This window comes from Mycobacterium sp. NAZ190054 (assembly GCF_001545925.1).
GTDB lineage: Bacteria > Actinomycetota > Actinomycetes > Mycobacteriales > Mycobacteriaceae > Mycobacterium.
On the sequence record NZ_LMVQ01000073.1, the window covers coordinates 1 to 13,230 of the forward strand.

General features: G+C 68.3%; 13 protein-coding genes and 2 pseudogenes. 5 read left to right on the top strand and 10 right to left on the bottom strand.

Annotated elements, in window-relative coordinates:
- A pseudogene (locus tag ASJ79_RS33710) lies at positions 1-127 on the top strand (hypothetical protein); the annotation flags it as partial.
- 57 nt (positions 128-184) lie between these two features.
- Here the strand turns inward: ASJ79_RS33710 and ASJ79_RS33715 are convergent.
- Together ASJ79_RS33715 and ASJ79_RS06975 are read right to left on the bottom strand one after the other, a co-directional pair.
- Positions 185-290 (bottom strand): annotated as a pseudogene (locus ASJ79_RS33715) (hypothetical protein); the annotation flags it as partial.
- A gap of 59 nt (positions 291-349) precedes the next feature.
- Positions 350-970, bottom strand: a complete 621-nt coding sequence (locus ASJ79_RS06975) for a carbonic anhydrase (RefSeq protein ID WP_067954000.1) — start codon at positions 968-970, stop codon at positions 350-352.
- Between ASJ79_RS06975 and ASJ79_RS06980 the strand changes: the two genes are divergently transcribed.
- Positions 969-1,868, top strand: a complete 900-nt coding sequence (locus ASJ79_RS06980) for an A/G-specific adenine glycosylase (RefSeq protein ID WP_067954001.1) — start codon at positions 969-971, stop codon at positions 1,866-1,868. The genes ASJ79_RS06975 and ASJ79_RS06980 overlap by 2 nt on opposite strands.
- On the opposite strand, the gene sigJ is transcribed toward ASJ79_RS06980, so the two are convergent.
- Genes sigJ through ASJ79_RS06995 form a run of 3 tightly spaced genes read right to left on the bottom strand, consistent with a single transcriptional unit; the run spans position 1,865 to position 5,007 of the window.
- Positions 1,865-2,779 carry an RNA polymerase sigma factor SigJ gene (gene sigJ, locus ASJ79_RS06985; RefSeq protein ID WP_156448309.1) on the bottom strand — a complete coding sequence of 305 codons (915 nt, stop codon included), beginning with the start codon at positions 2,777-2,779 and terminating at the stop codon, positions 1,865-1,867. The two genes, ASJ79_RS06980 and sigJ, sit on opposite strands and share 4 nt — an antisense overlap.
- The gene (locus ASJ79_RS06990) at positions 2,776-3,963 is read right to left on the bottom strand and encodes an NAD(P)/FAD-dependent oxidoreductase (protein WP_067954002.1); all 1,188 of its coding nucleotides are present in this window, start codon (positions 3,961-3,963) and stop codon (positions 2,776-2,778) included. The genes sigJ and ASJ79_RS06990 overlap by 4 nt, the downstream gene beginning before the upstream one ends.
- A 60-nt stretch (positions 3,964-4,023) precedes the next feature.
- Positions 4,024-5,007 carry a GlxA family transcriptional regulator gene (locus tag ASJ79_RS06995; RefSeq protein ID WP_067954003.1) on the bottom strand — a complete coding sequence of 328 codons (984 nt, stop codon included), beginning with the start codon at positions 5,005-5,007 and terminating at the stop codon, positions 4,024-4,026.
- A gap of 72 nt (positions 5,008-5,079) precedes the next feature.
- On the opposite strand from ASJ79_RS06995, the gene ASJ79_RS07000 reads away from it, so the two are divergent.
- Complete coding sequence (locus tag ASJ79_RS07000) at positions 5,080-5,328, top strand: hypothetical protein (protein ID WP_067954004.1); 249 nt, start codon at positions 5,080-5,082, stop codon at positions 5,326-5,328.
- On the opposite strand, the gene ASJ79_RS07005 is transcribed toward ASJ79_RS07000, so the two are convergent.
- A complete protein-coding gene (locus tag ASJ79_RS07005) occupies positions 5,302-6,066 on the bottom strand; it encodes an alpha/beta fold hydrolase (RefSeq protein WP_067954005.1) in 765 nt (254 codons plus the stop codon). The genes ASJ79_RS07000 and ASJ79_RS07005 overlap by 27 nt on opposite strands.
- A gap of 39 nt (positions 6,067-6,105) precedes the next feature.
- On the opposite strand from ASJ79_RS07005, the gene mhuD reads away from it, so the two are divergent.
- Together mhuD and ASJ79_RS07015 are read left to right on the top strand one after the other, a co-directional pair.
- Positions 6,106-6,435 (top strand): mycobilin-forming heme oxygenase MhuD, encoded by a 330-nt coding sequence (gene mhuD, locus ASJ79_RS07010; protein ID WP_067954011.1) that lies wholly within the window; start codon positions 6,106-6,108, stop codon positions 6,433-6,435.
- The gene (locus ASJ79_RS07015; protein ID WP_197420109.1) at positions 6,410-7,771 is read left to right on the top strand and encodes a serine hydrolase; all 1,362 of its coding nucleotides are present in this window, start codon (positions 6,410-6,412) and stop codon (positions 7,769-7,771) included. Before mhuD ends, ASJ79_RS07015 begins: the two co-directional genes overlap by 26 nt.
- A gap of 60 nt (positions 7,772-7,831) precedes the next feature.
- Here ASJ79_RS07015 and clpC1 read toward each other — a convergent pair whose 3' ends face one another.
- From clpC1 to ASJ79_RS34955, 4 genes are all read right to left on the bottom strand, one after another.
- On the bottom strand, positions 7,832-10,375 hold the full coding sequence (clpC1, locus tag ASJ79_RS07020; protein WP_067954007.1) for an ATP-dependent protease ATP-binding subunit ClpC: 2,544 nt from the start codon (positions 10,373-10,375) through the stop codon (positions 7,832-7,834).
- Between the two features lie 275 nt (positions 10,376-10,650).
- A complete protein-coding gene (gene lsr2, locus ASJ79_RS07025; RefSeq protein WP_067954008.1) occupies positions 10,651-10,992 on the bottom strand; it encodes a histone-like nucleoid-structuring protein Lsr2 in 342 nt (113 codons plus the stop codon).
- 107 nt (positions 10,993-11,099) lie between these two features.
- On the bottom strand, positions 11,100-12,605 hold the full coding sequence (gene lysS, locus ASJ79_RS07030; protein WP_067954009.1) for a lysine--tRNA ligase: 1,506 nt from the start codon (positions 12,603-12,605) through the stop codon (positions 11,100-11,102).
- Between the two features lie 342 nt (positions 12,606-12,947).
- Positions 12,948-13,230: ArsR/SmtB family transcription factor (locus ASJ79_RS34955; RefSeq protein ID WP_369803617.1), on the bottom strand; the 283-nt coding region annotated here is incomplete at its 5' end.

Consider the following 13,230-nt stretch of genomic DNA (forward strand, 5'->3'; position numbering starts at 1 on the left):
GCGCAAGGCTTCCGCGCTGCGCACCCAGGCCGCCAAGATGGGTGCCAAGGCCACCAAAGCCGTTGCCGCGCAAAACATGCTGCGTCGCGCGGAGCGGATGATGGCCGCCCTCGACGAGGAACGGGTGATTCGTTCGCGGTCGGTTGTTCGGTGCTCGTGCTGTTCAACACGACGACGGAGACCACGGCCGCGACGATGCCGATGACCAGCACGGCGATGCCGAGGGCGAGCGCCCTGCGGCGCCAGTAAATCTGCCTGGGCAGCGGCCCATGTGGTTCGAGATCCAGCACGACATCACGGTAAGGCCAGGTCACGCCGCCTTGTCCGACGTGGCCCGGCGTGTCGCGCCTCAGGCTTCGCCGATGTCACCGATATGGTCGCGCAGGACCACCTGACCGTCGGCCAGGTGATAGGTCAGCCCGACGATCGCCAACCTGCCGTCGCGCACCGCATCGGAGATCACCGTCGAGCGGCTCAGCAGCTGCTTACCGGTCTCGGTGACGTGCCTGGCCTCGAATTCGTCGACCCGGGTGATGCCGTCGCGCCGGCCCAGCAGGATCGAGGGCATCACCCGCTCCACGATGTCGCGCACGTAACCGTCCGGCACCACCCCGTCGTCGAGCGCGGCCAGTGTCGCGCCGACGGCGCCGCAGCTGTCGTGGCCGAGGACCGCGATCAGCGGCACGTTCAGCACCGTGACGGCGTATTCGATCGAACCGAGCACGGCGCTGTCGATCACGTGGCCTGCCGTGCGGACGACGAACATGTCGCCGAGGCCCTGGTCGAAGATGATCTCGGCGGCCACCCTGCTGTCCCCGCAGCCGAACACCACCGCGGTGGGCTTCTGCGCGGCCGCCAAGCCGGCTCGGTGCTCAATGCTCTGGCTGGGATGCTCGGGCCGGCCGGCGACGAAGCGCTGGTTACCCTCTTTGAGTGCTTTCCAGGCGGTCAACGGGTTCGTGTTCGGCATGGCCGTCATTCTGCCTGAGCCGGTCGCGATGATCGATCCCGAAGCGCTGATCGGCTGGTACGGCCACGCTCAGCGCGACCTGCCCTGGCGCCGGCCGGGTGTTTCGGCGTGGCAGATTCTGGTCAGCGAGTTCATGCTGCAGCAGACCCCGGTGGCCCGGGTCGAGCCGATCTGGCTGGCCTGGGTCCAGCGCTGGCCGACCCCGTCGGCGACGGCGGCCGCCGGCGCGGCCGAGGTGCTGCGGGCGTGGGGCAAGCTCGGCTACCCGCGACGGGCCAAGCGGCTGCACGAGTGCGCGACGGTGATCGCCACCGCGCACGGTGACGTGGTGCCCGAGGACGTCGACACGCTGCTGTCGCTGCCGGGGATCGGCACCTACACCGCGCGTGCGGTGGCCTGCTTCGCCTACGGACAGCGGGTTCCGGTGGTGGACACCAATGTTCGCCGGGTGGTGGCGCGCGCCGTGCACGGCCTCGCCGACGCCGGACCGCCGTCGTCACGCGACCTCGCCGACGTCGAGGCGATGCTGCCCGCCGACCACAGCGCACCCCGGTTCTCGGTGGCGCTGATGGAGTTCGGCGCGACGGTCTGCACGGCCCGCGCCCCGCGGTGCGGTGTCTGCCCGTTGCGGCGGTGCGCGTGGCGGTCGCGGGGATTCCCGGCCGGCACCGGGCCGGCCAAGCGGGTGCAGAAGTACGCAGGCACCGACCGTCAGGTGCGGGGCAGGTTGCTGGATGTGTTGCGCGGCAGCACATCTCCGGTGACGCGTGAGCAACTCGACGTCGCGTGGACGACCGACACCGCCCAGCGCGACCGGGCGCTGGATTCGCTTCTGGTCGACGGCCTGGTGGAGCAGACCGCCGACGGCCGGTTCGCGCTGTGCGGGGAGGGCGGCTAGGCGATCGACACCCGGGTGAGCTTCCTGGGAATCGTGACGCCCGTCAGTTTGTCCGGGTTTCGCATCGTGTAGAGGTTCGTGATCTTGTCGTCGATCACCTCGAACAGCATCACCCCCTCCAGGGTGTCGCCGGTGTAGACGACCAGCGCGGGCGCGCTGTTGTACACCGCCGTCTGGAGCCGCATCTGCGGGGTCTGCCGGACCACCTGGAAGAGGCGGGCCATGATCGCGGCGACTCTGCGCACACCCACCACGGGCCTGCGGACGGCCGCGGCCTTCCCACCGTGGTCTGCGGTCCAGGTGGCCCCGGGTGCCAGCATCGACATCAGCCCCTCCATGTCGCCTGTCGCTGCCGCGGCGAGGAACTGCTCGGTGATCTGGGTGGTCCTGCGCGGGTCCACGGGGCCGAACCGTTTTCGTCGCGCCTGTACGTGTGCCCTCGACCGGTGCGCGATCTGGCGCACGGCCGGTACCGACACACCGACCGCTCCGGCGATCTCGTCGTAGTCGAAGCCGAACACCTCACGCAGTACGAACACCGCGCGCTCGTCGGGCGTCAGCGTCTCGAGCAGGATGAGCATCGCCATCGAGACCGACTCGGCCAGCACGACGTCGGCGGATGCGTCACGCTCGTCGAGCAGCAGCGGCTCCGGTAGCCACGGACCGACGTACTCCTCACGCCGACGCGACCGGGCGCGCAGTGCGTTGAGCGCCTCCCGGGTCACCAACTGCGCCAGATACGACTTCGTGTCGCGCACGGTGGCGAGGTCGACACCCGACCACCGCAGATAGGCGTCCTGCAGCACGTCGTCGGATTCGGTTGCGCTGCCCAAGATCTCGTAGGCGATCGTGAACAGCAGCGGCCGCAGGACGGTGAACCGGTCACCGTGTTCGTCCGGGGAGGTGGTCACGATCGCGTGACCGTCCTCGGGGTCACGGCCGGCCGCTCGGGACGAGGACCGCCCTTGAACCAGATGGCCGAACCGGGCTTGCGAGCTCCGCGGCGCAGCCCCCACAGCGTGCCTTTGCAGATCGCCTCCTTGAGCGAGCCACCGAGCCGTCCGCCGATGTAGACGGACACCGGTGAGTCGTCCTTGCGGGCGAACTGAAGGATCCCGGTGCGCCTGCCCAGGCTGATGCACGAACCCGCGAACGCGTACTCGAGGTCCGCCGGCTCTCGCCCGGCGATCCGGCTCAGCACGGTGTCGGCCGCCTGCGGGCCGAGCTGCGACGCCGATGCGCAGCACATCCGCAGCGGCTCGCCGGAGGGTGCCGCACAGTCACCGGCTGCCACGATCCGCGGGTCGTCGACGCTGGTCAGGGTTTCATCGGTGAGCAGCCGGCCGATGCCGTCGGTGGCCAGCCCACTGGCGGCGGCGAGGTCCGGGACACCGAACCCGGCGGCCCAGATCGTCAGCGCGCTCGGGCGCACCGCCCCGTCGGCGAACACCACCGCACCGGCACGAACCTCGGCGACCGTGTCGGTCTCGCGCACGATCACCCCGTGCGTCCGCAGCCACTTCAGCGCCGAGGTCCTGCCCGCCGTGGAGAACGTGGGGAGCAGCCGCCCACCGCAGATCAGGGTTACGTTGCGGCCCTGTTCGGCGAGCTCGGCGGCGATCTCGGTGCCGGTCAACCCGCCGCCGACCACGGTGACGGGCGCTGCCGGATGGAGGTCGTCGAGCGCGGCGTGCAACCGGTCGGCCTGCTCGAGTTCGGCTACCGGATAGGCGAATTCGGCCGCGCCGGGCACGCCGGCCGGTAGCGCGCCGGTACTGCCGACGGCGTAGATGACGTAGTCAAAGTCCAGTCGCCCGCCGGAGGCGAGCCGCACTTCACCGACGGCGGTGTCGATGCGGGACGCGGTGTCGACGACGAGCCGCACCCCCTCGCCGAGCAGCGTGCCGTAGTCGACGGTCGCGTCGCGGCCGGCGGCCGCCAACTGATGCAACCGGATGCGTTCGACGAACTTGGGCCGCGGATTGACCAACGTCACGTCGAGGTCGGAGCGCGACCGCAGGTGGTTCGCCGCCAGTGTGCCGGAGTAGCCGCCGCCGATCACGACGACCTTGGTGGATGAGTTGTGAGCAGTCATGCCCCTCTAGACACCGTCCGGTGCCGCCGTGTGACAGAACGTGACGTGCGCCACTCTCCCTCAGGCGATCACCGCGACATCCTCGGACGCCGAGGCCGCGGAGTTGAACCGCCGGCGGTAGTCCGACGGGGTGACACCGATGATGCGCCGGAAGTGGTGGCGCAACAACGTCGCGGTGCCGAAGCCGGACTGCTCGGCGATGCTGTCGATGTCCAGCGTCGTCTCTTCGAGCAGGCGGCGGGCGTAGAGCACCCGCTGGTCGGTCACCCACTGCATCGGCGTGCGGCCGGTCTCCTCGACGAAACGGCGGGCGAAGGTGCGCGCGGACATGTGGGCGCGGCGCGACAGCGTGGTCACGGTGTGCGGCTTGTCCAGGTTCGCCAGGATCCAGTCCAGGTGCGGGGCGAACCGCTCCGAACACTTCACCGGTATCGGCTGCTCGATGTACTGCCGCTGGCCGCCGTCACGCTGCGGCGGCACCACCATCCGGCGGGCGATGGTGTTGGTCACCTCGCTGCCGAGCTCGCGGCGCACCAGATGCAGGCACGCGTCGATGCCCGCCGCGGTGCCGGCACTGGTGATCAGGTTGCCGTCGTCGACGAACAACACGTTGCGGTCGACCCGCGCGGTCGGGTACATGCGGGCCAGCTCGTCCGCGTGCATCCAGTGCGTGGTGCACGGACGCCCGTCCAGCAGACCGGCGGCACCGGCGACGAACGCTCCCGAGCAGACGGTCAGGATGATCGACCCTGATTCGGCCGCGCGGCGCACCGCGTCGAGCGCCTCCGGCAGGTAGTCGGAGCCCCCGATCGCCGGGATCGCGACCAGATCGGCCCCGACCAGGTCGTCGAGGCCGTGGTCGGGGATCAGCGAGGCCCCGACCGAGGTCCGCACCGGCTTGCCCGGCTCCGGACCGCACACCTTGAAGTCGAAGTTGGGCACCCCGTCACCGGAGCGGTCGATGCCGAAGACCTCGCAGATCACCCCGAACTCGAACACCGCGAGCTTGTCGAGGACCAGCGCTGAGACACTCTTGAACGCCATGGCAGTATCTTATCGACACCTGTCGCTCCTGCCACTGTTGGCGGGATATTATCTCAACGCACGATTGCTGCCATGAGCATCGCACTGGCATACCTGATCCTTCTCACCCCGTTCGTGCTGGCCGCCGCTCTGATCGCGGCCGCGCACCGCTCCGGCAGGCTGCGTCTGCATCTCGACCAGTTCCGTTGGGCCGCACCGATGGCCGGTCTGTTCGAGGACCGGGACTCCGAGCGGGTGCGGCACGACGTGGACGCCATCCGCACCCGGTTCGAGGAACACCCGAGCTGGCCCGTCTCAAGCGCGTCCGGCGAACGGCGTTAGAAACTTCGTCACGGCGTCCCGGTAAACGTCGACGGCGTCGTCGTGGATGAGGTGCCCGGCACCGGGCACCTGAAGATACGTGGCATCGCGCACCAGGTCGGCCATCTCGCGCATCTGCCCGGGCGGGGCCACCGATGCACCGGCCTCCAACAGCAGCGCCGGCACCGAGACCGCCCGCCACTGGTCCCAGTAGTCCCGCCTCCCCCACTCCGCCGCGATCGCGATCCACTTGTCCGGGTGGCCGTGCAGGCGCCATCCCGTCGCCGTCCGGTCGAACGCGTCCAGGAAGTACCGCCCGGCCACCGGCCCGAACTCGGCGTACACCTGATCCGCGGTGCCGAACTCGACCGGCAGCGCGTGCACCCACGGTTCCCACGGACCCGTCGTCCTGCCCCGGAAGTCGGGCGCCATGTCCTCCACCACCACCGCCGCGACGAGATCCGTACGCTCGGCCGCCAGACACCAGGAGTGCAGTGCGCCCATCGAGTGGCCGACCATGATGGCCGGTTCACCGAGTCCGGCGACCGCCTCCCCCAGATCGGTGACGAACCGCTCGGTGCTGATCGGATACGCGTCGGCGACCTCCCGGCCCCGGTGCCACGGCGCGTCGTAGGTGTAGACCCGCCCCAACCGCATCAGCCAGGGCACCTGCCGCGCCCAGGTGGTGCCCCGGCCCATCAGGCCGTGCACCAGCACCAGCGGCGGGCCCTCGCCGCCGCGGAAGGTGAGCAGATCCATCAACCCATCATGCCGACCGCGCGCGGTAGCCTGATGGCCATGTCCACCAAGAACCCCGTGGTGAAGATCAACGCAATCGAGGTCCCGCCGGACGCCGGTCCGGAGCTGGAGAAGCGGTTCGCCCACCGCGCCCACGCCGTCGACAATCAACCCGGCTTCCTGGGCTTTCAGCTGCTGCGCCCCGTGAAGGGCGAAGACCGCTACTTCGTCGTCACCCAGTGGGAATCCGAGGAGGCGTTCCAGGCCTGGGCGACCGGGCCGGCCATCGAGGCACATGCAGGTGAACGCGCCAATCCGGTGGCCAAGGGAGCGTCGCTGCTGGAGTTCGAGGTTGTACTCGACGTTGCGGGGACTGACTCCAAGGCGTGACGCAGGCCGGACCCGGCGCAGGGCGACCGCGTGGGCGGCCGCGTTCGTCTGCGCCGCGTCAGTGGCCTGCGGGTGTACCGCCACACGTCCGGCTCCGGCCGACGCCGCCTACGGCGTGCCCATCCAGATCAACACGCCCCAGGGTCTGCGCGCCAAGCAGACCATGGACATGCTCAACAGCGACTGGCCGATCGGCGAGGTCGGCATTCGCACGCTGGCCGCTCCGCCGATCGTCGAGCACGTCGGGGTGACCCTCGACCGGATGTGGTGGGACAGACCGTTCACCGTGACCGACGTTTCGGTCGGCGCCGGGAACGCGAAGCTCGACGTGCTGACGTCCTACGGGGTGGCCCAGACCATCGAGCTGCGCACCGACGAGGCCGGGATGGTGGACCGGTTCCATGTCGAGCTGGTGCCTCCGGTCGTCGAGCAGTGGTCGGACATCGACGAACTCCTCACCGGAGCCGGCGCGCGGTACTCGTACCAGGTCGCCAAAGTCGAGGACGGACAGTGCGTCAAGGTGGCCGGCGCCAACACCGACATGTCGCTACCGCTGGCGTCGATCTTCAAGCTGTACGTGCTGCTCGCCGTCGCCGACGCGGTGAAGGCCGACACCCTGGAGTGGACCGACACGCTGACGATCACCGAGGAGGCCAAGGCCGTCGGCTCGTCGGCGTTCGACGGGCTCGAACCCGGTGCCACCGTGTCGGTACGTGATGCCGCCCAGCAGATGATCTCGGCCAGCGACAACATGGCCACCGACCTGCTGATCGAAAGGCTGGGGCCCGGAGCCATCGAGCGGGCGCTGGTGGCCGCGGGGCATCACGACCCGGCGAGCATGACGCCGTTCCCGACCATGCACGAACTGTTCTCGGTCGGCTGGGGCACGCCCGATCTGCGTGAGCAGTGGAAGCAGGCCTCGCCCGAGGGGCGCGTCCGGTTGCTGCAGCAGACGAACTCACGCCCGTACGAACCGGATCCGACGCGCACCCACGTGCCGGCGTCGGATATCGGCGCGGAGTGGTACGGCAGCGCCGCCGACATCTGCCGGCTGCACGCCGCCCTGCAGGAGGGCGCGATGGGCCAGGCGGCGCCGGTCAGGGACATTCTGTCCGCGGTTCCCGGGATCGACCTCGACCGCCGCGAGTGGCCCTACATCGGCGCGAAGGCCGGCAACCTGCCCGGCGATCTGACGTTCAGCTGGTACGCCGTGGACGCGTCCGGCCAGCCGTGGGTGGTCAGCCTGCAGACGAACTGGCCGAAGTTCCGCAGCCAGACCGCCGCGGCGTGGCTGATGTCGATCGCCCGGCAGACCTTCGACCTGATCCCCCACTGATCCTCGAAACAGCCGAACGGGCGGCCACCCGCAGGTGACCGCCCGTTCGGGTTGTCGCTGTTACTCGGCTACGGCTGCACCGCCACCGGCACCGGCCTGCGCCAGGTCCGGCTCGGCACCCGGGGCCGGCTTGCGAGCACCGGAGAACGTGAACACCGCGTCCTCGCCCTGGCCCTCGCCGTCCCAGTTCTCGACGTCGACGGTGACGAGCTGACCGGGGCCGACCTCCTCGAAGAGGATCTTCTCCGAGAGCTGGTCCTCGATCTCGCGCTGGATGGTCCGACGCAGCGGGCGGGCGCCCAGCACCGGATCGAAGCCGCGCTTGGCCAGCAACGCCTTGGCCTTGTCGGTCAGCACCATCTCCATGTCCTTGGCCTTCAGCTGCTTGGACACCCGGCCGATCATCAGGTCGACCATCTTGATGATCTCGTCCTGCGTCAGCTGGTGGAACACGATGATGTCGTCGATGCGGTTGAGGAACTCCGGACGGAAGTGCTTCTTGAGTTCGTCGTGAACCTTCTGCTTCATCCGCTCGTAGTTGTTCTCGCCGCCGCCCTGGGTGAAGCCCAGCCCGACCGCCTTGCTGATGTCGCTCGTCCCGAGGTTCGAGGTGAAGATCAGCACCGTGTTCTTGAAGTCGACCGTGCGGCCCTGACCGTCGGTCAGGCGGCCGTCCTCCAGAACCTGCAGGAGGCTGTTGTAGATCTCCTGGTGAGCCTTCTCGATCTCGTCGAACAGCACGACCGAGAACGGCTTGCGGCGCACCTTCTCGGTGAGCTGGCCGCCCTCTTCGTAGCCGACGTAGCCGGGAGGGGCACCGAACAGCCGCGACGCGGTGAAGCGGTCGTGGAACTCGCCCATGTCGATCTGGATGAGCGCGTCGTCCTCGCCGAACAGGAAGTTGGCCAGCGCCTTGGACAGCTCGGTCTTACCGACACCGGACGGGCCGGCGAAGATGAACGAGCCGGACGGCCGCTTGGGATCCTTCAGGCCGGCACGGGTACGCCGGATCGCCTTGGAGACCGCCTTGACGGCGTCCTCCTGGCCGATGATCCGCTTGTGCAGCTCGTCCTCCATGCGGAGCAGACGCGTGGTCTCCTCCTCGGTCAGCTTGAACACCGGGATACCGGTCCAGTTGCCCAGCACCTCGGCGATCTGCTCGTCGTCGACCTCGGCGACCACGTCGAGATCACCTGAGCGCCACTGCTTCTCACGCTCGGCACGCTGCGCGACCAGCTGCTTCTCCTTGTCGCGCAGGCTCGCCGCCTTCTCGAAGTCCTGCGCGTCGATCGCGGACTCCTTCTCCCGGCGCGCGTCGGCGATCTTCTCGTCGAACTCGCGCAGGTCCGGCGGTGCGGTCATCCGGCGGATGCGCATCCGGGCGCCGGCCTCGTCGATCAGGTCGATCGCCTTGTCCGGCAGGAACCGGTCGTTGATGTAACGGTCGGCCAGCGTCGCGGCGGCCGCGATGGCACCGTCGGTGATGGACACCCGGTGGTGCGCCTCGTAGCGGTCGCGCAGACCCTTGAGGATCTCGATGGTGTGCTCGACCGTCGGCTCGCCGACCTGCACCGGCTGGAAGCGGCGCTCCAGCGCGGCGTCCTTCTCGATGTACTTGCGGTACTCGTCGAGGGTGGTCGCACCGATGGTCTGCAGCTCACCGCGGGCCAGCTTCGGCTTCAGGATGGACGCCGCGTCGATGGCGCCCTCGGCGGCACCCGCCCCGACGAGCGTGTGCAGCTCGTCGATGAACAGGATGATGTCGCCTCGGGTGTTGATCTCCTTGAGCACCTTCTTGAGGCGTTCCTCGAAGTCACCGCGGTAGCGGCTGCCCGCGACCAGCGAGCCGAGGTCCAGCGTGTAGAGCTGCTTGTCCTTCAGCGTCTCGGGCACGTCGCCGTGCACGATCGCCTGGGCCAGGCCCTCGACGACGGCGGTCTTGCCGACGCCGGGCTCGCCGATGAGCACCGGGTTGTTCTTGGTGCGGCGGCTCAGCACCTGCATGACCCGCTCGATTTCCTTCTCGCGGCCGATGACCGGGTCGAGCTTGCCCTCCATCGCGGCGGCGGTCAGGTTGCGGCCGAACTGGTCGAGGACCAGCGAGGTGGACGGGTTGCCCGCCTCCCCGCCGCGCCCGCCGGTGCCGGCTTCGGCGGTCTCCTTGCCCTGGTAACCGCTCAGCAGCTGGATGACCTGCTGGCGCACCCGGGTCAGCTCGGCGCCGAGCTTGACGAGCACCTGCGCTGCGACACCCTCGCCTTCGCGGATGAGGCCCAGCAGGATGTGCTCGGTGCCGATGTAGTTGTGGCCGAGCTGCAGCGCCTCGCGCAGGCTGAGCTCGAGCACCTTCTTGGCGCGGGGGGTGAAGGGGATGTGCCCGGACGGCGCCTGCTGCCCCTGGCCGATGATCTCCTCAACCTGGCTGCGCACACCCTCAAGGGAGATGCCCAGCGACTCGAGCGACTTGGCGGCTACGCCCTCACCCTCGTGGATGAGGCCCAGCAGGATGTGCTCGGTGCCGATGTAGTTGTGGTTGAGCATCCGGGCCTCTTCTTGGGCCAGGACGACAACCCGACGCGCACGGTCGGTGAATCTTTCGAACATCCGTGGTTACCTGCTCTCCATCGCATAGGTAAGTGGCCGCACTTTGCGGTACAGATCCAGTGCTTCGCACCTACACCGTCCACTCTAATGGTCGGCGGCTCCGGGTGCCCCGCCTGCCGGTCCCTGACGGGATGACAACAGAACCCGCGGATGGCAATTACCCGGTGCTGATACAAGCAACGCGAGGTAGCGGGGATTCGTTTCCGAATCAGGCTAGCCGGCGGTTCGCCACCAGCGAACGGACGGCCCCCGTCGACAAGTACGGCAATCGGCCGTTACGTTGCTGCGTGGAAAGCGTCGATGACGTCCGCCGGAATCCGGCCGCGGGTCGAGACGTTGTGCCCGTTGCGGCGGGCCCACTCACGGATGGCCGCGCTCTGCTCGCGGTCGATCGCCGCCCGGCCCCGACCGGTGGCCACCGCACGCCCGCGCCGACGGCCGCCGACCCGCCGGCCCGCGTCGACCCATTGCTTCAGATCATTACGGAGCTTTGCGGCGTTCTTGGCAGAAAGATCGATCTCGTACGAGACACCATCCAGACCGAATTCAACAGTCTCGTCGGCGGCACCCTCACCGTCGAAATCGTCGACCAACGTGACGGTGACTTTCTTCGCCATTACCCCACTGCCTTCCCACGTCTCAGATGGGCGGATATGGCACCATCTCGTTGCACCAATCTGCCATAAAGGCGCGGGCCATTCAACAACGCCCGATTCGCGACCGTTCAGTTGCCGTGGCGACGAACAATCGGGAACAAAACCGTCTCCCTAATCGACAGTCCGGTCAACGCCATCAACAAGCGATCGATGCCCATTCCGGTCCCTGTCGTGGGCGGCATCCCGTACTCAAGGGCGGCCAGAAAATCCTCGTCCAGCGCCATTGCCTCGTCGTCTCCGGCCGCCGCGGCACGCGCTTGGGCTTCAAATCGTTCGCGCTGAATGACGGGATCGATCAACTCCGAGTATCCGGTCGCCAACTCGAAGTGACGGACGTAAAGATCCCATTTCTCCGTGACACCGTCCACACTGCGGTGCGGGCGCGTCAGCGGCGTGGTCTCGACCGGGAAGTCGCGCACGAACGTGGGAGCCCACAGCTTGTCGCCGACGGCGAATTCCCACAGTTCCTCGACCAATTTCCCGTGCCCATAACCGCGATCCCGGGCGATCTCTACGCCCAAACCGTCCGCGATCTGCCAAAGCCGGTGCACACTGGTCTGTGGGGTGATCTCTTCACCCAGCGCCGCAGACAAAGACGGATACATTTCAATGGAGTCCCATTCACCGTCGAGGTCGTAGACAGACCCGTCGGCCAATGGCACCTGCCGGGTGCCGATCGCTTCGTCGGCCACCTCTTGAATAAGTTCGCGTGTGACGACCGCGGAATCGTCGTAGGTCCCGTACGCCTGATATGTCTCCAACATCGCGAATTCAGGCGAATGCGTCGAATCCGCTCCTTCGTTTCTGAAGTTCCGATTCAACTCGAAGACCCGGTCGAATCCACCCACCACACAGCGCTTCAGAAACAGTTCCGGAGCGATGCGTAGGTAAAGATCGGCATCGAGCGCATTGGAGTGCGTCACAAAAGGTCGGGCGGCGGCCCCGCCTGCCAGTGTCTGCAGCATCGGGGTCTCGACTTCGAGGAATCCGCGCCGCTCCAGCGCCGACCGCACGGCGCGCACCACCGCGACCCTCTGCCTGGCGATCGCGCGCGCCTCCGGCCGCACGATCAGGTCGACGTACCGCTGCCGCACCCGGGACTCTTCGCTCATCTCCTTGTGCGCCACCGGAAGGGGACGCAGAGCCTTGGACGCGATTTGCCAGGAGTCGGCGAGCACAGAGAGTTCGCCGCGCCGGGAGCTGATCACCTCGCCGTGGACGAACACGATGTCACCGAGGTCGACGTCGGTCTTCCACGCGTCCAGGGATTCCCGACCCACCTGGTCCAGGCTGATCATGGCCTGCAGCTGGGTACCGTCCCCCTCCTGCAGGGTGGCGAAGCAGAGCTTGCCCGAGTTGCGCGCGAAGATCACCCGGCCGGCGACGCCGACCTGCTGACCGGTCTTGGTGTCCGCGGCGAGGTCCGGGAACGCCGCACGAAGCTCGGCAAGGGTGTGGGTGCGGTCGACCTTGACCGGGTACGGGTCGCGCCCCTCGTCCAGCAGCCGCTCACGCTTGCCCTGGCGGATACGGAACTGCTCGGGGATGTCGTCAACAGAATCGGGGGACGTCACGACGTGCCAGCTTAAATGAACAAATGACGATGCCCGCCAGCGCGCCGATCGATACCGCAGCGGTGCGCGCGCTGTCCGATCAGCCGCTGGACTGGAGCTTCAAGGGCGTGCCGGCGCGTTGGTGGGGACGCACACCGGCGCAGATCGTCGCGCAGCGCCGGGAACTGTTCGCCGCCGGCGTAAGCGGGCCGGTCTGCGTGCTGCGCGCCGACGCGCTGACACACAACATCGAGACGATGGCCGGCTGGTGCGGTGACCGCGGCATGCAGCTCGCCCCGCACGGCAAGACCCACATGTCGCCCCAGCTGGCGGCCCGGCAGCTGGCCGCCGGCGCCTGCGGGATCACCGTCGCGACCGTCGGTCAGGCCGCCGTGTACCGCGCCTTCGGTGTGCGCAACCTGGTGCTCGCCAACGAACTGGTCGACGACGCCGGGCTGCGGTGGGTGGCGGCCGAACTGGATCGCGATCCCGGCCTGGGTTTCGTGTGCTGGGTGGATTCGGTGCGGTGTCGATGTAATGGAACTTGTAGCGGCCTTCGCGGCGGGTCGCGATCAGGCCGGAGGACTCCAGCACGTCCAGGTGCTGGGACGTCGACTGCCGAGACGCGCTGACCCCGTGCTTGGTG